This is a genomic window from Natrarchaeobius versutus, assembly GCF_041205745.1.
GTDB lineage: Archaea > Halobacteriota > Halobacteria > Halobacteriales > Natrialbaceae > Natrarchaeobius > Natrarchaeobius versutus.
This window is the reverse complement of record NZ_JBGFCC010000005.1, coordinates 181,821-202,211: the sequence shown is the minus strand read 5'-3', so window position 1 is coordinate 202,211 and position 20,391 is coordinate 181,821. Positions and strand designations below refer to the sequence as shown.

Below are 20,391 nucleotides of genomic sequence, written 5' to 3'. Positions count from 1 at the left end.
TATCTCTCCGTACTCGTCTGCAGGATACGTACCCTGACGTTTTGTCGCCGGAGTGATCAGCCGGGCTATGGGCTTTCACGACGGAGACTGGGATGCGAACACTCGCTTCGGCGCGATACGCGACGTGGTCGAAGCCGTCGACCGGTGTGCCCCCGAAACCAAGCGCAGACTCGCCGAGGAGACCGATCTGTCCGAACACTACATCTCCGAAATCGTTCAGGAGTTGAAACGAAACGGCCTGATTCGGAAGGGGTACGTCGTCGACCGGGCCGCGATGTACGAACACGCCGTCACGGTGACGACGTTCGGACCGGACGACGACCGAAGCGCCGCCCTCCTCGAGTTGTTCGAACAGCTCGACGACGTGACGAGACGACAGTACGATGCGGCGAGCGCGACGTTCGCCGAAGGGACGCCCGACCCCGCGGCGACGACGCTCGAGCCGCTGGTGAACGAACGGTACGAGGTCGTCCTGAAGGAACTGAAGACGCTGACGATCAGAAGCGACTGGCCGGGAAATCGCGTGGTCGCCGACCTCGCGAGGATCGCTCAGAACATGGAGATCGTCGGCGACAGAGCGTGTTTCATCGAAAACGCGATCGAAACGACCGAGACGCTCCCGCGAGGAATTATCTGCGACCGGATCGAGACGGTGTTCGAGGACGGCCAGCGGATCAACGACCACTTCGGGACGATCTTTTTCGAGGCGAATCTCGAGTGCGTCGACGCCCTCTACGATCTCGAACGGGAGGTCCACCGAACGTTAGACGAACTGTTCGAACTCGTCACGGCGTACGATCCGGCGGTGTACGGCTCCGTCGTCGGCATCATCCGAACGCTCGAGCGGTGTCTCCACTACTGGGTCTCCGCCGCCGAAATCGCCGTCCGCTTGCACACCGGACTGGATCAGCGGTTTCCGCTGACCGTTAGCTGATAGGAGTTATCGTAGCCTCCCGGCGGTCTCGAAGCCGGGCCTTCTGCGCCGTCTCCCGGATCGTCAGCGAGAAACTCTGAACTTCTACGATAACTCCTATGAGACGAACGACGTTGGGCGCTCATACGGTCTGCTGTCAGTCATTTCCGGTGCGACCGCGACCCGTCCTGCAGTCGCACCGGTAAATCGGTACAGCAAACCGTATCAGGCGTGCTCGGTGAGGAACGTCTCGAGATCCGTAAGCGCCTCGAACGCTTCCTCGAGTTCCGAGCGCGACCAGTGCCACCACTCCGTCGCTTCGATCCGGTCTGCGGTTTCGCGGTCGAAGCGCCGACCGATCGGTTCGGCCGGGACGCCGGCGACCATCGAGTAGGGTTCGACGTCGCGCGTGACGACCGCGCCGGCGCCGACGACCGCGCCGGTGCCGATCTCGACGTCCGGCATCACCGTCGCCCCGTGGCCGATCCAGACGTCGTGTTCGACGGTTACGGGCTGGTCGCGTCGCCACTCGAAAAAGGCCTCCTCGTCCGCGTCGTCGAGGCCGTACTGTCGGCGTCGGTAGGTGAGGTGGTGTTGGGTCGGCCTGTCCGTCGGGTGATTTCCGGGGTTCAACCGGACGAACGATGCGATCGAACAGAACTTCCCGACCGTGGCGTTCGCGACCGAGCCCTGCCTGACGATGTAGCTGTAGTCGTCGAACGTCGATTCGCGCATTCGAACGTGTTCGCCGATCTGCGTCCATGCGCCGAGGCGACTCTCCCTGACGGTCGCGCTCGGGTGGATCGTCGGCTCTTCGGTCATCGGTTTCGACTGGAATCCGTCGTGTTCGGCTATCTCGTACATAGTGATGGAAATCGATGGCGCGGCTCGCACACATCGGGACCGCTCGACCCGGCCCGAACCCCACTCGAGTCGGAGCCGGCACGTTCGTTTCCTCCGGAAAGTACGGACGGTCCCGACCGACGTCTCTCGTGGCTCGAGCAGCGGTCGGAACGCTGTACGGCGATCGACGGCGCCCCCGCGGCCAGCGTCAACCGCCGCAGAGCGGTAGTCGTCGATGGCAGTCGGTCGTCCTCGCGTGATCTACTGTCCGCTACGGACCGTTCCGATCCGTTTCGAGCGGGTCACTCGAGTCCGGACCGCCGCCCGTCCCGGCGGGCGATCGGCGAGACTCCACAGTCGTCCGGACATTACCCTCTAAGCGGTTATGCACCGACGACAGCTCCGACCGACCGAATGGAAGATCCACGACACAGATCGGATCGGTTCGAACTGATCGCCGCCTGTGAGGGCGCCGCGCTGGTCGAACTGGCCGAACTCGTCCTCGACGGCGAGACGACGGTCGAGATCCGCCAGGCGCCGAAGCCACAGCTCGTGATGCAGCGGGTTCGCGATCCCGTCCACGCCGACGTCTTCAACCTCGGCGAGGTCCTCGTAACCGGGGCGGAGGTCGAACTCGCGGGCGAACGGGGGTTCGCGATGGTCGCCGGGCGGGCCGAGGCACCCGCGGTCGCCGGCGCGATCGTCGACGCGGCGATCGAAGCCGACCACCCCGAAGCCGACCGGCTCGCCTCGGCGCTGACCGAGACGCGACTCGAGGGCGAGCAACGCCGAAAGCGACAGTGGGCGGAGAGCACCGCGACCGCGGTCGAGTTCGAGAGCATGGAGGGCGAGCTGTGAGGGCCCTCGACATCGACCCGGTCGGGGACGTGCGCGCGACGTTCCGTGCGCTCGTCGACGCGACCGCCAGGCCCGGAACGATCCAGTCGACGCCGACCGCGCCGGCCGACCGCGCCGTCCTCGCGACGCTCGTCGATCACGAGGTCGGCCTCTACACCGAAGACGACCCCGTCGCGGACGCGCTCTCGAGCGAGGGTCGCCTCGAGCGAGCGGCCGTCGCCGACGCCGACGTCGTCCACGTCGACGGAGCCGGTGCCGTCGACCTCGAGGCGGTGTCCCGCGGGACGCTCAAGGAGCCGAGCGACGGCGCGTCGATCGTCTACCGCGTCGACGCGCTCCGGGAGGATTCCGCGGCGAGCCGGCTGGGCGTCGCCGTCTCCGGTCCGGGCGTCCCCGGCGAACGGACGTTCGGCGTCGACGGACTGACCGCGGACGAACTCGCGGCGCTCGAGGGGCTCACCGTCGACTTCCCGCGCGGCGTCGACGTGGTTCTCGCCGCCGACCGGGCGATCGTCGGACTCCCGCGTAGCGTCGATACGGAGGTGCGCTGATGGGGTACGTCGCCGTCGAGGCCGGCGAGGAGGTCATCGAGCGCGCCGAACAGCTCTTCGAGAAACGACGCACCGAAGGCGAATCCGACCCGGTCTCGATCGACCAGATCGACGAGCAGTTCGGCCGGCTCGTCGGGCAGGTGATGAGCGAGGGCGGACTCTACGCGCCGAAACTCGCCGCCCGCGCGCTGAAACAGGCCCAGGGCGACACCGTCGAGGCCTCGTTTCTGCTCCGCGCCTACCGGTCGACGCTCGAGCGCTGGGACGACAGCGTTCCCGTTTCGTCCGACGAGATGTTCGCCACCAGGCGGGTCTCGCCGGCGTACAAGGACGTCCCCGGCGGCCAGATCCTCGGCGCGACGAAAGATTACACCCAGCGGTTGCTGGATTTCGACCTCGACGGCGGGGACGATCCGACGGCCGACTGGGACCTCGAGTTGGACGAGCCCGAATCGTTGCACAACGTACTGGAGATCCTGCGAGCGGAAGGACTCCTCGCGGAACCGTCCGCCGAGGACGACGGCGAGGTCTACGACACGACGCGCGAACCGCTCGTCTATCCGGCCCCGCGGTCGGCAATCTTACAGGAACTCGCCCGCGGTGAGACGGGTGCGATTACGGCACTCGGCTACAGCACCCTGCGGGGGTACGGGTCGGTCCATCCCACCCTCGGCGAGGTCCGCGTCGGCTCGCTTCCGGTCCGGATCGAACACCCCTACACCGGCGACCCGGTCGAAGTGACGAGCGTCGAGGTCTCCGAGTGCGAGTCCGTCGTCCCCGAGTACGAAAAGCGAGACGACGCCCAGTTTTCCTTCGGTTACGGCCTCGTCTTCGGGCGCAACGAGCGCAAGGTGATCGGCATGTCGATCCTCGACGCGTCGACCCAACTCGAGGGCGACGAGCCCGTCCACGACACCGAGTTCGTCTGTCAGGTCGTCGACGGCGTCGACTCGTTCGGCTTCATCGAACACCTGAAACTCCCCCACTACGTGACGTTCCAGAGCACGCTCGACCGAATTCGAGCGATTCGTGAACGGACGGCGGACGGTGGCGACTCGCCCGCGGCGACGGAGGTGAGCGGCGATGACTGATCGGGGAGAATTCGACGACGACGCTCTCCGAACCGGCGACGGAGTCGACGCCGAGGAGTCGCCGACCGCCGCGGAGACCGAGGCCGAAGACGAGACGTGCGAGGGACTCGAGTCCGACGGCGGCGTGTCGGAGCCGGCCCCCAGTTCGCCCGGCGTCGCCCCGGAGTCCGTCGACGGCCTCCTCGAGGGGGTCGAGTCGGCGGGGATCGAGGGCTACAACTACGCCTACCTCGACGAGCACACCAAACGCGAGGTACGCCGCGCGACCCTGAAGGCGATCGCGATCCCCGGCCACCAGGTGCCCTTTGCCTCCCGCGAGATGCCCCTGGCTCGGGGCTGGGGGACCGGCGGCATACAGGTCTCGCTCTCGTTGCTCGGCCCCGACGACACGTTCAAGGTGATCGATCAGGGGAGCGACGAGTCGGTCAATGCGGCCAACATCCGGCGACTCGCCGAGACGACCGCGAACGTCGAGCCGACGAGGGATACGACCGCGGCGTCGATCATCCAGACGCGCCACCGCATCCCCGAGGAGGTGCTCACCGACGAACAGATCCTCGTCTTGCAGGTGCCGACGACCGACCCGCTTCGGACGGTCGACGGGAGCGACGACCGCAACCGGCGTCGTCACGCCCACCAGAACTACTCGAAGATGTGGGTCTCGCTGTACGAGAACGTCGTCGAGTGGGACGAGATCCAGATCGGCGCGGCCTACCCGGTGTTGGTGAACGGTCGATACCTGATGTCGCCGTCGCCGATCCCGCGCTGGGACACCCCGAAGCTCCATCGGGCCGAAACGCTCTTTCTGTTCGCCGCCGGCCGGGAGGCCCGCATCTACGCGGTTCCGCCACACACCGACGTCGAACCGCTCGCGTTCGAGGACAAGCGCTTCCAGCGCGAGCGCTTCCCCGAGGCGTGTGCGCTCTGTGGGAGTACCGATACGTACCGCACGGAGGTCGAAACCGACGACGGAAAGCGGCTGTACGCCTGCAACGACACGAGCTTCTGCGAGAAACGACAGCGCGATCCCTCGATCGAGAAAGCTCATCACGTCGATCGAGACGTCGGCTGGGAACGCCTCGAGGAGCCGGTCGTCGACGCCGCGAGCGACGGAGGTGAGGGTCGATGAGCGGCCCGGCTCGAGTCGAACCGTTCCCTGACTCGGAAGCCGACGACGTCGTTCTCCGGGCCCGCGGGATCGAAAAACAGTACGGGAGTTCGTGTGGCGACTGCGTCGAACTGACCGGCGACGACGCGGGCACCAACCAGTGTCCGACCTGCGGAACGATCGTCGCCGTCGCCGACGCCGACCTCGAGTTACACCGCGGCGAAGTGCTCGGCATCGTCGGGGAGTCCGGCTCCGGGAAGTCGAGTCTGGCCGAGATTCTCGCACTCCAACTCGAGGCGACCGCCGGCACGGTCGACTACGCCGGGTTCGAGGGGAACCTGCTCGAGGCGGATTATCAGCAACGCCATCGGCTCTGCCACGAGGAGATCGGGCTGGTCCACCAGCACATCCGCAACGGACTGACGCTCTCGTTTACCGGCGGCGGCAACGTCGCGGAGAAACTGCTCGCCGCGGGCTGGCGTCACTACGGCGACGTCCGCGAACGCCTGACGGAGCTGTTCGAGGCGACGGAGGTGCCGGTCGACCGGATGGACGATCCGACCAGCACCTACAGCGGGGGGATGCAACGACGCGTCCAGATCGCGAAGGCGATCGCCAACGGGCCCGGCCTGATCGTCCTCGACGAACCGACCACCGGCCTCGACGTGAGCGTCCAGGCCCGCGTCCTCGACATGTTCCGCGAGATTCAGCGCGAGGAGGACGTCTCGACGATCGTCGTCAGCCACGACCTCGGCGTCATCCGACTGCTCGCCGACCGAACCCTCGTCATGCGCCACGGCCGAATCGTCGAATCCGGCCTCACCGACCGCATCCTCGAGGATCCACACCACGAGTACACCCAGACGCTGATCAACTCGATCCTCTGATCGGCGGCTCCCGCTCGAGCGACCCACAATCCGACCTTCGACCACCGAATTCAATGACCACGACACACCACCCAGAAACCGCACAGCTGTCGATCGACTCGCTCTCGAAACGCTTCGAGATGCACGTCCTCTCGAACACCACCGTCGTCGGCCTCGAAGACGTAAGCGCGACGATCCGAGACGGCGAGTTCCTCGCCGTCGTCGGCGAGTCCGGCTCGGGGAAGTCCTCGCTGTTGAAGTGTCTCTACCGAAGCTACGAACCGACCGGCGGCGCCGTCCGCTACGCGACCGACGACGGCGACGTCGTCGACTTGGCGAGCTGTTCGGAACGGACCGTCCTGGCGCTTCGCGAGGGCGAAATCGGCTACGTCTCGCAGTTCCTCGAGGAGATTCCGCGAGTGTCCGCACTGGATATCGTCTCGCGGCCGCTCCGGGAGGCCGGCGTCTCGGACGACGAAGCGCGGGACCGAGCCCGCGAACTGCTCGCCGCCCTCGAACTCCCACCCGAGCTGTGGAAGGCGTATCCGGCCACCTTCTCCGGCGGCGAGCGCCAACGGGTCAACCTCGCGAAGGCGCTCGCGACCGAACCCAGCTTGCTGTTACTCGACGAGCCGACGAGCGCGCTCGACCCCGAGACGCGCGCGGCCGCCGTCGACTTGCTTCGGTCGTCGCTCGCGGACGGAACCACCATGGTCGGCGTCTTCCACAACCCCGACGTCGTCGCGACGCTCGCCGACCGCGTGCTCGTCCTCGACGACGGATCCGTCGTCGACACCGTAGACGTCGACGCCTACCTGGAGGGAGTTCGATGAGCCGGCTCGAGGAGCGGGCGACCGGTCGGCTCGCGATCGAGAACGGCCGGATCGTCACCCCGGACGCGGTCGTCGAGGGCGGTGTCGTGATCGAGGACGGGCGCATCCAGGTCGTCGAGGAGGGTCTCGAGTCGGCCGCCGAGACGACGATCGACGCGGCCGGCAGGGTCGTCATGCCCGGCATCGTCGACTTACACGGCGACGACGTCGAGAACCACCTGTTCCCGCGCTCCGGTGCGCGAATGCGGATGCCGATCGCGGTGACGTCGGTCGACCGCTCGAACGTGGCCGCGGGGATCACGACGAAGTTCCACGCGCTGTCGTTCCGGGAGAACCCCGACAAGGATCGGTCGCCGGAGCTGGCGGCCGAACTGATCGATGCGATCGAAACGACTGAGACGGTCCTCGGCGATCATCGGATCCACGCCCGGTGTGAGATCAGCGACGAGACGGCGGTCGAAGCCGTCGCCGAGGTGATCGATCGCGGGGTTCCGGATCTCGTCTCGGTGATGACGCACATTCCGGGAAAGGGCCAGTTCAGGGAGATCGAAAACTACCTCTCGTATCATAAAGGGAGAGGTGAGGACGCGTACGAACGCGCGAAGCGGCGCGTCGAAGAGGCCGGCGAGATCGATCACGAGTTCCTCCGTGATAACATCGACCGCATCGTCGATCGGGCACAAAACGCCGGGATTCCTGTGGCCTCCCACGACGACGAGAGTGCGGCCGAAGTCGAACGCATCGCCGACCGCGGCGTCGGCATCAGCGAGTTTCCGATCACGATGGGCGCCGCACAGCGGGCTGACGAACTCGACGTGACGACCGTGATGGGCGCGCCAAATCTCGTTCGGGGCGAGAGCCAGTGGGGCAATCTCGGCTCTCGAGCGGCGATCGACGAGGGTCTCGTCGACGTGCTCGTCGCCGACTACCACCCGCCGTCGATGCTGGCCGCCGCGTTCGTCGACACCGGCGAGCCGTTATACGAACGGGTCGCCCGCCTCACCGCCACACCCGCGGCCGCCGTCGGTCTCGAGGATCGCGGCCGGATCGAATCGGGCGCGAGAGCCGACCTGCTCGTCGTCGACGCCGACCCGACCCCGGTCGTCGAGTGGGCGTTCGTCGACGGCTCGCCGGTGTACCGAACCGGAGGCGACAGATGAGAGTCGGTGCGGCGATGGACGTCCGGTTCGACTGGACGTTCGATCGCTTCTGTGAGTACGTCGTCGACTGCGGCTTAGAACACGTCGAACTCAAGATGGAGTACGTCCACGGCCACCCGGACGCGCCGGACCCCGAGACCGTTGCCGAGCGAAGCGACGCCTACGACGTCACCGTCACCTACCACGCCCCGTTTCGCGACTGGAACCCCGGGAGTTTCAACGAGGACTCCCGCGTTGCCGCCGTCGAGCAGGTCAACTCGACGCTCGAGGCGGCGGCAACGGCGGGTGCGGGTGCCGTCGTCGTCCACGGCGGTTCCGTCCCGTACCGGTATCCGGAGTACGTCCGTGAGCGCGCACGGGACGCCGCCCGACGGTCGCTCGCGGAGTGTGCGCGCTACGCCGCGGAGGTCGACGTCCCGCTGTGTCTCGAGAACCAACCCCAGTCCGACTCGAACGAGCGCCACACCACCTCGCCCGACGACCTGGCGGCGATGCTCGAGTCCGTCGACGTTGACGACGCCCTCGGCGTCACCCTCGACGTCGGCCACGCGCGGGTCAATGGCTTCGACTGGCGGACGTTCGCCGACCGGTTCGCAGACCGGATTCACGTCGTTCACCTCCACGACAACGACGGCGTCGAAGACCGCCACGAACCGCTCGCCGACTTCGAACCGATCTGCGAGTACGTCGACGCGCCGTACAACGTCTTCGAGATGAAACGGGTCCCCGACGTCGAGCGCTGTCTCGAGGAGTCGACGACTCTGTCGTAACTGTCCCGTCGACGGCGTTCTCGAGTGGACTTCGGTGGGCGGATCCGCCCACCGAAGTCCACTCGAAGGCTCTTTCGAGACGCGAACGCCGGTGTCACTCGAGGATGATTCCTCACGATATGTGATGACTCGTGGAACGGATCTGAGAGTGTCGTGCGGTGGAATGTGATGATCCGTGAGTACGAATGCGGACGACAAATCTGTGATTTATTCCGACCAAAACGTGCCGTACACGGTCAGCTACGAACGTTTTTCAGTCCGTAACTAACGGATGGCCGTTATAGTAGTACCAGAAACGATGTACGCTCTGATCGACGATTCATTTGGCGGTCGGGTGTACAATGACGTTCAGTGGCGACTATAATTTGGGTGCGCTGTGTTGTTCACATGACGCAATACAGTGTGACTAAGAACTAGGATCTAATTCCGATATATACGGACAGGGCGGAATCGATCCATCCACGAAATCCATCCCGACGTAACCGAGAAACGCGGTCGGCTCAAAAGCTCACTTCTCTCTACGGGCTATGAACGGAGCTCACCCGCCCCATTCTCAATGTCCAAATCCGTTACGTTGATCGATCCGTTTGCCAAACCGGCAATGTGAGCCGACGTCGGTCACTGCCCATTCCGGTGAAATCGAGCGCCGAAATTGCCACTCAGTAATGTATCTTTGTAGCACTATTCAATGGTGTAGTGTCCGAACAGTTACACGATCTTATAGTAGTCACTGGCCGTCGTTGCACACCCAATCTCCAGACAGTTCGGCGATCAGTGTATGCCCCGTTTCATACGGATTCCTGTACCGATTTACCGGCGCAACCGCCTCCGGGTCGCGGTTGCGCCGGAAACGACTTACAGTAAACCGTATCAGTTGTTACTGTACTGCAGACGGGTGGCAGAGGCATTTCGTGTTCGGAATGGTAATCTCTTTGATAAATATCAACGTTCCATAGGAATGGGGAACGTGCGACGAAAGGATATTATACAACTGGCCAAAAGCGATACGCGTCATGCAAGACCCCTCGGTACAGAGTCGTCTCGAGCGTGGCGGAATCGCAGTTGGGGCCTGGTTGTTCTCTGGAAGCCCACGGGCTGCTGAAGCACTCTCTTCGACAGCTCTCGATTGGATTGCGATCGATATGGAACACGCGCCGGTATCGCCGGAGCGGATGGAATCGCTCGTTCGTGCCATCGCGCCGAAGGCGTCGCCAATCGTTCGGCTCCCATCGGTGGATGCTGCGATAGCCGGCGGAGCAAAACACGCTCTCGACACGGGTGCTGAAGGGATCATCGTTCCGGGAGTCGAAACCGAAGCTGATGCAAAACAGGTCGTCGAGGCCTGCAAAATTCCCCCGCTCGGCTCTCGAGGAGTCGCCGGAACGACTCGGGCGAACGACTACGGAAACGAGTTCCAAGATCACTGGAAGAGCGCCAACGAGCGGACGTTTCTAACCGTACAGATCGAATCGAAAACGGGAATCGATAACGTCGAGGAGATATTTTCCGTCCCCGGCGTGGACGTCGGATTCGTCGGAGAAAACGATCTCGCAGCGTCGTTAGACGTCCTCGGAGAAAAAGATCATCCGGACGTCAAAGCGTCGGTCGACGAAGTGTTGCGGGCCGCCCTGAACAACAATGTCATTCCAGGCATCGCCGGACGAACACCCCAATTGTTGAACGAACGGATCGAGAGGGGGTTTCAGTTTTTCCTCCTCGGCGCCGACGTAAAATTCATGCGAACGGCCGTCGAGGACTTCACAGCGGGCGTCGACGATCCGTCTACGAGATCTCCGTAACACAGAACCGATTTCGCGAGTAGAGTGTACGCGAGAGGGTGGCAGCGAAACCGACCTTGTCTTCGCTGTTCGGATCGACCGGTACGGATGGCGTTGTACTCTCATTACCCACCTCTATGATTACAGTCATACCTCTGTAAATACAATCAGTGACAAACTGTGCCACGACGTTCGATATATAGTTTCGTCCGGACTCCGCTACCGTCTCGATACCTCCAGTACAGTTTCGAAGACGAACCGGCCGATCTCCTCAACGACGCTCGCTTTCAGTTCGATCACGGTGGTATCGCAGGTGAGAATAGTAGTATCACAGGGTCGAGCAACGAGTTCGAGAACGGGGAGTACAGGGAGTGAAAATCAAGACGGAGAGTCCATCACCAGCGACCGGGCGTACGAAGAGACGGCTTCGCTGATCAGAACGAGCGAGATAATCACGAGCAGTATCGTCATCGCCTGGGCCCACTGGAACGTCCCGATCGTCGAACTCAGTTCGACTCCGATGCCGCCGCCACCGACGAATCCGACGATCGTCGACGCCCTGATGTTCGTATCCCATCGATAGGTCGCGATGCCGATGAAAGCCGGTTTAATCTGTGGGACGATCCCGTAGACGATTACCTCGAATTTGGACGCACCGAGCGCGACGGCCGCCTCCACCTCGGCGAAATCAACCTCCTCGATCGCCTCCGCGGTAAGTTTACCCAGAAATCCGACAGATCTGATACCGACGGCCAGAAAGCCCGCGAACGGGCCCGGACCGAAGATTGCGACCAAGACGAGAACCCAGATGATGACGTTGACCGACCGTGCGGCCGAGATGAGAAACTTGCCGAACAGATACGTCGAATTATTTGGAGTCGTCGGCTCCGCAGCGAGGTAGGCCACGGGGAACGAGAGAACGATACCCAAGACGGTGCCGATTATCGCGATGTTGATCGTCGAGATAGTCGGTCCGATCAACCCTGTGAGAAAGACGGGCGCGGTCTCCGGTGGAAGCATTCGACCGAAGAGATCCGCCATCGCTGTCGGGGCTGACCAGACATATGTGTACGACATATCTAGTGACCTATACGAGAGAGCGAAGATTAGAAGCAAAAACACACCGAGAGAGTACTGCTTGAGCTTTTCCACCCGTGAAAACCGAGTCCACGCCCCCGATCGGCGAAGCGCGTTGAGGTTCGACGGACGCTGTGGTCCCCGGTCGATACGGCGTCGAACAAGAAGGCTAAGCAACTCACCCAGCAGGACGAGGGCCAGGATGGTGAGAATAATAGCCCACGCGAACTGGAAGTCGTATCGGTCGAACGCCGTCACCAGACTCTGTCCGATTCCACCCGCACCCACGATACCGATGATCGTCGCCGAACGGAGGTTGACGTCCCACCGGTAGACGCTGAGGGCGGTAAAACGAGGAGTGATCTGTGGCAAGATCCCGTAGATAAACGCCTGACTCCGACTCGCACCTGTTGCGCGAGCGGCTTCGACTTGACCGAAATCGATATCCTCGATATCGTCCGCGAGGAGCTTTCCGAACCAACCGATCGTCGCGATCACCAGCGTGATGATCCCGGCCAACACGCCGACACCGACGGCGGCGACGACGATAATCGCCACGATCAGGGAGTGGAATCCTCTCGAGACGGCGATGATACCACGTCCGAGACGTCGTACACGGGGTGGAGAGATATTGTTCGCGCCCATCAGCGCAATCGGCGTCGAGACGATCACACCAAGTATGGTCGCGACGATCGCCATCCCAATCGTCTCTATCGTTTCTCGCATAATCCGATCTCGAGCGTCTGGTGAGAAGTCTGGTGGAAACGAATTCTCGATGAAAAACGGGAGTTGGTCCTGCAGACCCCAGATGACTCGGTGAACTCCGGGTCTGACTTCCCAGACACTCCAGAGGACGAAGCCTATCGCGAGCAGATAGATTGTATATTTGATTTGATGACTGGGGAAAACCGTCGGTCGTCTCCATTTCGATTGAGCGTCCTCTTGAGACATAACTGATAAAATACCTCCAAAACCGACCTATATGTCTTCGATATCGTACTGAATATCGTTAGCTCTGTGAATCATCAGCACGGCGTGGTGATGCGTCGCGTAATCGAACTCGATGAAGTTATTGAATTCAGTCATCTCGTCCCAGACCGTTCCTTCGTAATCGTACTCTAGATACGCCCGTCTGATGCCGTCCTGAATGTCGGGCGCTAACGCGTGGTAGAGACAGGTCGGATTGGAGAGGAACATCGGAGAGATGTAGACTGCCCTGAAATCCGCCCCATCGAGGGCGCCGTCTAATACGGCGCGTCCGAACGAACTGGATGCGTTCGGACTCCCATCGTAATCGCCGGCTAGAATTCCTCTCGCAGCTGACTGGTGATCACCTGCGAAATGAATCTCGTAATCCTCGCCCGGCACTAACGAGTGAGGCTCGGCGTCAGGGAACAGTGCCAGCGGCGCCAGGTGACCGGAGTTCGACGTCTCGTGAGCGTGGGCGATATCCTTTCCGGCGAAGTCACCGAGATGTTGCATATCGTCGTCATCGACGTCAGCGATTGCAAAAATCCGGTAGCCGGCCAACCCGTCTTGAACACCCGTTGCGATGGGGCGCCCGCGGCCGATGTTCACTAGGTACGGAACAGTCCCTGCAGAAGCGGTACCCGCGTGAATCCGACCCTGGCGCATCGCTTCGACGACTGCGGCCGGGTTGTCGAGAACCGCGAACTCCGCTGGAATACCCGTTTCCTCTTCGATGTTCTCGAGAATTGGATCGAACGCCTCGGTGAAAATCGCCTGTGCGTCTTCGCCGGCTGAATAGCTTATCTGCAGCGTATCCGGCTCTACCCACTCGTCTTCGTCTTCCGGAATCGGCATCGGTGCGTCACCGTGTGCCGGCTCGTCTCGAGGCTCGAGGGCGTCCAACTCGGTTTCCATCGCATAATTGAGGTTGTTGTCGATCAGTGTATCAGTCCGCTGTGGCATCAGTTCGTTGAATGCTAGAAGGTCGAAATCGTCGAACGGGTACGAGGGGAACGACTCGAATCCCTGACTGCTGTCCGTCTCGCCGTTGCTACTCGTTCCGCCGTTGCCGCCGCTACCCCCATTGTTGCCACCCGATCCCGCATCACCATCGTCGTCTGACAGACAGCCAGCCATAACCGCAAACGCACCGGTTGCACCGATTCCCGTGAGATATGTTCGTCGATTCAACAACGGATCTAATTCATCCTCTGACATCGTGAGTTCGATAGGTCGATCACATAATAGGGGTTGCTAAGAGTCAGCAATACCGATACTATCGAGACTGGTCTAGTTCTACCCGTTCGGTATCTCTCAGTAGTCATCCGTTGATCAGGGGAGAAGGGAGATGGACGATTTAAGTATCTGGAGTTGCCGCCCTTCCACATGACCGACGTTCTCCTCGTGAGACACGGCGAAACGCAGTACAATCTCGATGGTGTTCTTCAGGGGCGCCTCAATATCCCACTCAACGAGACTGGAATTGCACAGGCGAGAGCCCTCGCGGACGAGTTACGGGGGATTGACGTTAGGGCGATTTACTCGAGTCCATTACAACGTTCACACCGGACCGCCGAGATTATTTCGACACCACACGAGCTGGCAGTCACGACGGTTCCGACGCTCAAAGAGCGGAGTTATGGGGAACTAGAGGGATGCAGTCGCAAGAAACGAGAGGAGATGCTCACCGCACGAGAGGTAACGAAGAGTGAATTCAAGCCGACGGGAGGCGAAGATTGCTACGACGTCGTGGAGAGAACTCTGCCCACACTCGAGGAGCTCGCACGAAGCCATTCGGGTGAGCGGATACTCGTCGTCGCCCACGGGTCGGTGAACAGATCGTTACTTTCGCAGTTCATCGCTGGAACGCCACGGTTTGGATACAAACTGACACAGAGTAACACAGGGGTCAACCGTCTGGAGTTCGATGGTTCGTGGTGCGTCCGGTCACTTAATGACACGGCTCACCTCCGGAAGACGCCGGAAAATCACGTCTAATACAGCATGAAGAAAAACAAGACGTACTATCTTGTCTGGGGATCGACCAATCTCTGGATACTTCTGATCGTACTCTGGTATCAGGATTGGTGGCCCCAGTCGTTCGGCGTCGCGTTCGTCATTGTGTGGTTGGCGTTACCAGTTTCGATCTATCTCGATACCCAGTACGTGCAAACGCACTCCTCGTGGACTCCTCGAACCGAACTGTGGACGGTAGTTTCGTTTATCGTACCGGTAAACATTGTACTGTGCCTGATATACGTATTTCTGAGAGAGAACCGGCCAGACTGGGAGGATCACTGATAGAAGTCGCTGTAAATCATTGCCGGTGCAACCGCTGTGCGGTCGCGGTCGTACCGAAAAATCGGGACGGAAACCCCACGATGCGGTCTGTGGGACACTGTGTCGATGTAACCGCACACCGCACTCTCCCCAGCAGTTATACAGCCACTGAACGTCAATGCACACCTGATCGCCAGACGACTCGGGATCAGTGTCTGAATCGTTTCGGTCGTTACTATACTCGCGAGATTGATCGGCAATGAATCTGTGAATCGGTATAGTTGTAACGACCGGGAGATAAAAGTACATACCAGTTTCCTAAGCTATTCTCTATAGCAATGAGGGGCAGTATAGTACAGAAGGGAGGAGTCAGTATTTCGGGATATGTATCATAACAACGCATAAATACGGCCACTCCGACGGAACGGATATGCTCGATGTTGAGGAGCTTTCTAAAACGTACGATACCGGCGACGAGGCGCTGAAAGGGGTCAGTGCGGATTTGACGGGGAACGAGATCGTCGCGATGATCGGCCCCAGTGGGGCCGGCAAAAGCACGTTCGTCAGGTGCATCAATAGATTGGTAGAACCGACCGGAGGGAAGGTCGTACTCGATGGGGTGGAGATAACGGGACTCTCCAAGAAGGAGTTGCGAAAGGAGAGACGAAACGTTGGAATGATATTTCAGGAATACAATCTCTTCGAGCGGCTGACGGTGATGGAAAACGTTCTCTCCGGCCGATTGGGGTACACCTCGAAGTGGAAATCGTTCACGAGGCGGTTCGAACAGGAGGATATAGAGCGTGCGTACGAGGTACTCGACATCGTCGGTATGCACGGGTTCGAAAACAATAGAGCCAGTGAACTCTCAGGAGGACAACGACAGCGTGTCGGTATCGCTCGAGCGATTCTCCAGCGACCGAAACTGATCCTCGCAGATGAACCAACGAGCAGTTTGGATCCCGAGACATCGGCGACGGTAATGGAACTGCTGCGGACGATCGGTAAAACCGAGGATATTCCGATTCTAATCAACATCCACGAGGTCCCACTCGCCGAGGAGTTTTCCGATCGAATCGTCGGATTACACGACGGCGAGCTCGTCTTCGAAGGTCCGCCCGAGGAACTCGGCGAGCAGGCAAAAGGAGTGATATACCGAGGTGAACAGTCTCCAGACGCGCCGGGGCGAGCGGCCGATATCGCCGGTCCAGCGTCGGACGATCGTTCGTTCGACGGAGATGTCGTTCGTCGAGTGGCCGAAAACAAACAGTGATGGGGATCGATCGACGCACGATCGGTTCGAAAGGAAAAATGTCAATGTCCGAAAAACTGGGAGGAATTCGGGAAACAGTCCACCGGTCCTACGAAAAACAACGACCGGAAATCAGCGTCAACTCGGTCGATCGAGTAGCCGACGACTCGGGTGAAATCCTCTCCGAAGTCGTCCTCACCGTTCCCCACTCTCGCTCGTACTCGAGCATCGACCCACAACACGATTACATCGATCCACTCGTCCAGAATTACGTGAATTTCGTTGGTAAAAGCGAGAAATGTTCGTCTGTCGAGGTAATAATCTGTGCGAGACACGAATCCCTCCCGAAGTATCTCCTCGGCGGGGTCGGTTCGTTTCGAATCGCCAAGGAGTGGGCACAGTGGTGCTCGAGCGGTTCGATTTCCGTCGAAGACGTTGCGGCGTTTGCAATGAATACGTACACGTTCGCACCGGTTGAAGACGCTGACCTACCGTGGGTTCCTGAGTGCGCTGGGGCAGTCGGATGGATTCCCGAGTATACAGAAGACTGGAAAGACGTTGAGTACAAATGGTACGACGATACGCGGAACGAATAGAGACTCGACATGTGTGGCGCTAACACAGTTGTCGGAACCGACTGAAACTGCAACCTTCTCAGCCACTGTTAGTATCGTTAGCTCCATTCCATATTATAGTTATAGTTTGATGCTAATTCCTATATATCATAATTCTGCAACTAGTTCTGAACGAGATTATCGTAGAGACTATCAAAGAACTAATGTGTGTTGTTAGGGTAATTTCCCCTGAAAGAACGATTTTACCGCATTATTTGGTGGGTCAGTAAAACCCTTCCGCCAAAATGGTGTCGTTTGTGACAAATTCTGAAACTGACTAACTGAATTAAAATAATGTCGTTGAGAGATATTGCTGACTGATATGATAATGTCTCCCAATATTTGGTCAGAACTACCGAGTAGAACGAGACGCCGACTGCAACTCGAATTACCGCAGCCACCGAACGGCAATACGTGATATGTGTGGTGTGCGGACTGAAACCTGAATGAAAGCCAAATTTATGTATCCAACCGAATCGGCTATCGAACTTTCGTCCGGGCGTATGCCGACACCCCCTCGCTCAAGATGACGACGAGGAGAATCGCGAGGACGATGATCGCGACCGTCCGCCAGGCGAAGGAGTCGACAGCGGTGTACAACTGGACGCCGATGCCGCCCGCACCGACGAATCCGAGAATCGTCGCGCCGCGAACGTTGATGTCCCAGCGGTAGATTGTTAGCCCGACCAGTGCCGGTTTGATCTGGGGAACGACCCCGTACAGCAGCGTCTTGAATCGACTCGCGCCCGTCGCCGCGATCGCCTCCTGCTGGCCGGCGTCGATCTCCTCGAGTTCCTCGCCGAGCAGTTTGCCGAGGAAGCCGACGGAGCGGACCGCGATCGCGATCGCGCCCGCGAGCGCGCCTGGACCGAACATTATGACGAAGAACAACGCCCAGATGATCGTGTGGACGGATCGGGACACGGTGACTATCACCTTGCCGAGTGTGTACGTGAGCCGATTCGGTGTCAGATTCTCCGCCGAGAGGTACGCGACGGGAATCGAGAGCACGAACGCCACCATCGTCCCGACGGCGGCGATGTGTACGGTCTCGATCAGGGGGGAGACGATCTCCGGCGTATACGCCACGTGAGGTGGGAACATTCGCGTCGCGAGGTCTGCGAACGCCGCCGTTGCACCGCCGAAGTCACGAATGTCGAGCTCGAGGTACTGCCACGAGGCGATCACGACGATGAGACTCCCGAGACCGAACGCGAACCGGAACAGTCGAGCTCGCCGGTCGTGGCGTTCCCACGTGATCGATTCGACCGACATCACTGGACCCTCCGTCGGACGATGGCGCTTACGTACTCGGCGACTAGGACGACTAGAACGATCCCGAGGAGGATCGAGGCGACGTAATCGAACTCGTAGCGACTGTACGCCGTCATAAGTAGCTGTCCGATCCCGCCCGCGCCGACGATGCCGATGATCGCCGACGCGCGGATGTTAATGTCCCAGCGGTAGACCGTCAGCCCGACGAACCGTGGGACGATCTGTGGAACGACGCCGTAGACGAGCGTTTGAAACCGACTCGCGCCTGTCGCCTCGACGCTCTCGATCGCACCCATATCGATGTCCTCGACGTCTTCGGAGAGCAACTTCGAGAAGAAGCCGACCGTTTTGAAGCTGATCGCGATGATCCCGGCCAGCGGTCCGAACCCGAACGCCATCACTGCGATGATCGCGACGATCAACCCATCGATCGCACGCGAGATGCTGATGATCGTCCGGCTGAACAGATAGATCGGACGCGAAACCAGATTCTGTGACGCACCGAATGCGATCGGAACGCTGATCGTCACGCCGAGAACCGTCGCCACCATCGCCATCGCGACGGACTCGAGCAACCGGTCGCCGAGTCGGATCAACGCCTCCGATTCCGTTCGCGGCGGGTACATCGTCTGCAGGAGCGCCAGACCGTACCCGAGACCGTCGGTAAACCGCGACAGTCCGACGCCGGCGAGTATCCCCCAGAGCGACCACGCCAGAAATGCGGCGAGGGCCACGTACACCCCCCACTTCACCTGCCGGTTGTGGAATGCCGTCGGACGACGCCACGTCGATCGATTCCGCCCGATATCCGCGGCCATCTTATCGTCTCCCGCCGGCGGGAATCGCCCGTTTGGCCTCGGTCGTTGCCGGCTCCTCACCGCGGTAGATGACCCCGTGGGCCTCGTCGGTGAGTTCCTCCGGCGGGCCGTCGAAGACGAGGTCGCCGTCGTGTAGCCCGAGAATCCGGTCTGCGTACCCGACGGCGAGGTCGACCTCGTGGATGTTGATCAACACCGGTATGTCGTGGTCGGTAGCGATGTCGGTCAGCAGTTCCATCACGTCGTGGGAAGTCTCCGGATCGAGACTCGAGGTCGGCTCGTCCGCGAGGAGGATCTTCGGGTTCTGGACGACCGCGCGGGCGATCCCGACGCGCTGGCGCTGTCCGCCGGAGAGTTCGTCCGCGCGTTTGTTCTCCATTCCGTCGAGTCCGACGAGCTCGAGGATCTCGTAGGCGAGTTCGACGTCTTCCTGTGGGAACTGTCGCCTGAACGCCGCCCAGTTCGAGACGTAGCCCAGCCGACCGGAGAGGACGTTCTCCATCACGGTCAGGCGTTCGACGAGGTTGTACTCTTGGAAGATCATTCCGATGTTCCGTCTGGTGTCTCGTAATCCGGCACTCGACAGCGCAGTCAGGTCGGTGCCGTCCAGTTCGACGGTTCCGGACGTCGGCTCGGTCAGTCGGTTGATACACCTGACGAACGTACTCTTTCCGGCGCCGCTTGGGCCGATCATCGCGACGAACTCCTGGCCGTCGATCGTCGTCGAGATACCTGTCAACGCTTCGTCGCCGGTCGGGTACACCTTTCGAAGGTCGTGTGTTTCGAGCATTGATCTGTCTGATTAGTTCACGTTAGCGCGTTTTTCGGACGGGATACGGACGGGCCGGTCCTTGACCGGGATCGAGGTTCACGAACCATCACCTATACCCGGTGTTCTCGGGCTAATGAAGCCTGCTATTGGGTATATTGTAGCAAATGACCGATCCGGATCCTGCAGAATTACCACTGCACTAACTGCCCTCGACGTAGCAACTACTATCTACCACGTACCAGTTCAGTCTCCACTGAGGACACTATATCGTACCAACTGCAACGATTGACACACTGATCGCCGAACTCACGGGTCGTTCCTCCCCGTTCGCATTCCCGCGGTTCTCGCTCACTCCGTTCGCTTCGAACCGCGCACGCTCCGAACCGCGCTTTTCGTCTGGCGATCAGGTGTGAAATGACGTGTAGTAGCCACTTGTACTCCCGCTCGAGTGTGAGCAGTGAGTATATCGCTTCGACGATTACTATATACCGGTCCAGTTCGATGAATGTCTCCGGTTTCTCTGGCGGTCCAGTACTGGATGACTTCGCCTCCGTCGTGTGTAC

19 protein-coding genes are annotated in these 20,391 nt (G+C 60.6%); 13 read left to right on the top strand and 6 right to left on the bottom strand.

The window, feature by feature from the left end; translation table 11 throughout:
* Positions 1 to 67: 67 nt before the first annotated feature.
* Positions 68 to 934 carry a PhoU family transcriptional regulator gene (locus tag AB7C87_RS13030; protein ID WP_369729908.1) on the top strand — a complete coding sequence of 289 codons (867 nt, stop codon included), beginning with the start codon at positions 68 to 70 and terminating at the stop codon, positions 932 to 934.
* Positions 935 to 1,138: 204 nt separating this feature from the next.
* Here AB7C87_RS13030 and AB7C87_RS13025 read toward each other — a convergent pair whose 3' ends face one another.
* Positions 1,139 to 1,777 (bottom strand): DapH/DapD/GlmU-related protein, encoded by a 639-nt coding sequence (locus AB7C87_RS13025; RefSeq protein WP_369729907.1) that lies wholly within the window; start codon positions 1,775 to 1,777, stop codon positions 1,139 to 1,141.
* 393 nt (positions 1,778 to 2,170) lie between these two features.
* On the opposite strand from AB7C87_RS13025, the gene phnG reads away from it, so the two are divergent.
* From phnG to AB7C87_RS12980, 9 genes are all read left to right on the top strand, one after another.
* Positions 2,171 to 2,614 carry a phosphonate C-P lyase system protein PhnG gene (gene phnG / locus AB7C87_RS13020; RefSeq protein ID WP_369729906.1) on the top strand — a complete coding sequence of 148 codons (444 nt, stop codon included), beginning with the start codon at positions 2,171 to 2,173 and terminating at the stop codon, positions 2,612 to 2,614.
* Complete coding sequence (phnH, locus tag AB7C87_RS13015; protein ID WP_369729905.1) at positions 2,611 to 3,165, top strand: phosphonate C-P lyase system protein PhnH; 555 nt, start codon at positions 2,611 to 2,613, stop codon at positions 3,163 to 3,165. Before phnG ends, phnH begins: the two co-directional genes overlap by 4 nt.
* Complete coding sequence (locus AB7C87_RS13010) at positions 3,165 to 4,256, top strand: carbon-phosphorus lyase complex subunit PhnI (protein ID WP_369729904.1); 1,092 nt, start codon at positions 3,165 to 3,167, stop codon at positions 4,254 to 4,256. Before phnH ends, AB7C87_RS13010 begins: the two co-directional genes overlap by 1 nt.
* A complete protein-coding gene (locus AB7C87_RS13005; RefSeq protein ID WP_369729903.1) occupies positions 4,249 to 5,385 on the top strand; it encodes an alpha-D-ribose 1-methylphosphonate 5-phosphate C-P-lyase PhnJ in 1,137 nt (378 codons plus the stop codon). The genes AB7C87_RS13010 and AB7C87_RS13005 overlap by 8 nt, the downstream gene beginning before the upstream one ends.
* On the top strand, positions 5,382 to 6,251 hold the full coding sequence (locus AB7C87_RS13000) for an ATP-binding cassette domain-containing protein (protein WP_369729902.1): 870 nt from the start codon (positions 5,382 to 5,384) through the stop codon (positions 6,249 to 6,251). The genes AB7C87_RS13005 and AB7C87_RS13000 overlap by 4 nt, the downstream gene beginning before the upstream one ends.
* A gap of 53 nt (positions 6,252 to 6,304) precedes the next feature.
* Positions 6,305 to 7,063: a phosphonate C-P lyase system protein PhnL gene (locus tag AB7C87_RS12995; protein ID WP_369729901.1), complete on the top strand. Its 759-nt coding sequence runs from the start codon at positions 6,305 to 6,307 to the stop codon at positions 7,061 to 7,063.
* Positions 7,060 to 8,223, top strand: coding sequence for an alpha-D-ribose 1-methylphosphonate 5-triphosphate diphosphatase (locus tag AB7C87_RS12990; RefSeq protein ID WP_369729900.1), 1,164 nt, complete (start codon positions 7,060 to 7,062; stop codon positions 8,221 to 8,223). Before AB7C87_RS12995 ends, AB7C87_RS12990 begins: the two co-directional genes overlap by 4 nt.
* Positions 8,220 to 8,993, top strand: coding sequence for a sugar phosphate isomerase/epimerase family protein (locus AB7C87_RS12985; protein ID WP_369729899.1), 774 nt, complete (start codon positions 8,220 to 8,222; stop codon positions 8,991 to 8,993). The genes AB7C87_RS12990 and AB7C87_RS12985 overlap by 4 nt, the downstream gene beginning before the upstream one ends.
* 1,013 nt (positions 8,994 to 10,006) lie before the next feature.
* The gene (locus AB7C87_RS12980) at positions 10,007 to 10,792 is read left to right on the top strand and encodes an HpcH/HpaI aldolase family protein (RefSeq protein ID WP_369729898.1); all 786 of its coding nucleotides are present in this window, start codon (positions 10,007 to 10,009) and stop codon (positions 10,790 to 10,792) included.
* A 357-nt stretch (positions 10,793 to 11,149) separates the two neighbouring features.
* Here AB7C87_RS12980 and phnE (AB7C87_RS12975) read toward each other — a convergent pair whose 3' ends face one another.
* Positions 11,150 to 12,799: a phosphonate ABC transporter, permease protein PhnE gene (gene phnE, locus AB7C87_RS12975; RefSeq protein WP_369729897.1), complete on the bottom strand. Its 1,650-nt coding sequence runs from the start codon at positions 12,797 to 12,799 to the stop codon at positions 11,150 to 11,152.
* 27 nt (positions 12,800 to 12,826) lie between these two features.
* The gene (phnD, locus tag AB7C87_RS12970) at positions 12,827 to 14,035 is read right to left on the bottom strand and encodes a phosphate/phosphite/phosphonate ABC transporter substrate-binding protein (protein WP_369729896.1); all 1,209 of its coding nucleotides are present in this window, start codon (positions 14,033 to 14,035) and stop codon (positions 12,827 to 12,829) included.
* Between the two features lie 168 nt (positions 14,036 to 14,203).
* On the opposite strand from phnD, the gene AB7C87_RS12965 reads away from it, so the two are divergent.
* The 3 genes from AB7C87_RS12965 to AB7C87_RS12955 all read left to right on the top strand — a co-directional run bounded on the left by AB7C87_RS12965 (position 14,204) and on the right by AB7C87_RS12955 (position 16,945).
* On the top strand, positions 14,204 to 14,815 hold the full coding sequence (locus AB7C87_RS12965) for a histidine phosphatase family protein (protein ID WP_369729895.1): 612 nt from the start codon (positions 14,204 to 14,206) through the stop codon (positions 14,813 to 14,815).
* A 712-nt stretch (positions 14,816 to 15,527) separates the two neighbouring features.
* Positions 15,528 to 16,370: a phosphonate ABC transporter ATP-binding protein gene (gene phnC / locus AB7C87_RS12960; protein WP_369729894.1), complete on the top strand. Its 843-nt coding sequence runs from the start codon at positions 15,528 to 15,530 to the stop codon at positions 16,368 to 16,370.
* Positions 16,371 to 16,621: 251 nt separating this feature from the next.
* Positions 16,622 to 16,945: a hypothetical protein gene (locus AB7C87_RS12955; protein ID WP_369729893.1), complete on the top strand. Its 324-nt coding sequence runs from the start codon at positions 16,622 to 16,624 to the stop codon at positions 16,943 to 16,945.
* A gap of 498 nt (positions 16,946 to 17,443) precedes the next feature.
* On the opposite strand, the gene phnE (AB7C87_RS12950) is transcribed toward AB7C87_RS12955, so the two are convergent.
* The 3 genes from phnE (AB7C87_RS12950) to phnC (AB7C87_RS12940) are packed head-to-tail and all read right to left on the bottom strand — an operon-like array spanning position 17,444 to position 19,846.
* Positions 17,444 to 18,238 carry a phosphonate ABC transporter, permease protein PhnE gene (gene phnE, locus AB7C87_RS12950; protein ID WP_369729892.1) on the bottom strand — a complete coding sequence of 265 codons (795 nt, stop codon included), beginning with the start codon at positions 18,236 to 18,238 and terminating at the stop codon, positions 17,444 to 17,446.
* Positions 18,238 to 19,056 carry a phosphonate ABC transporter, permease protein PhnE gene (gene phnE, locus AB7C87_RS12945; RefSeq protein WP_369729891.1) on the bottom strand — a complete coding sequence of 273 codons (819 nt, stop codon included), beginning with the start codon at positions 19,054 to 19,056 and terminating at the stop codon, positions 18,238 to 18,240. The genes phnE (AB7C87_RS12950) and phnE (AB7C87_RS12945) overlap by 1 nt, the downstream gene beginning before the upstream one ends.
* A gap of 1 nt (position 19,057) precedes the next feature.
* Entirely contained in the window at positions 19,058 to 19,846 is a 789-nt protein-coding gene (phnC, locus tag AB7C87_RS12940) for a phosphonate ABC transporter ATP-binding protein (RefSeq protein ID WP_369729890.1), read from the bottom strand.
* Positions 19,847 to 20,391 lie beyond the last annotated feature (545 nt).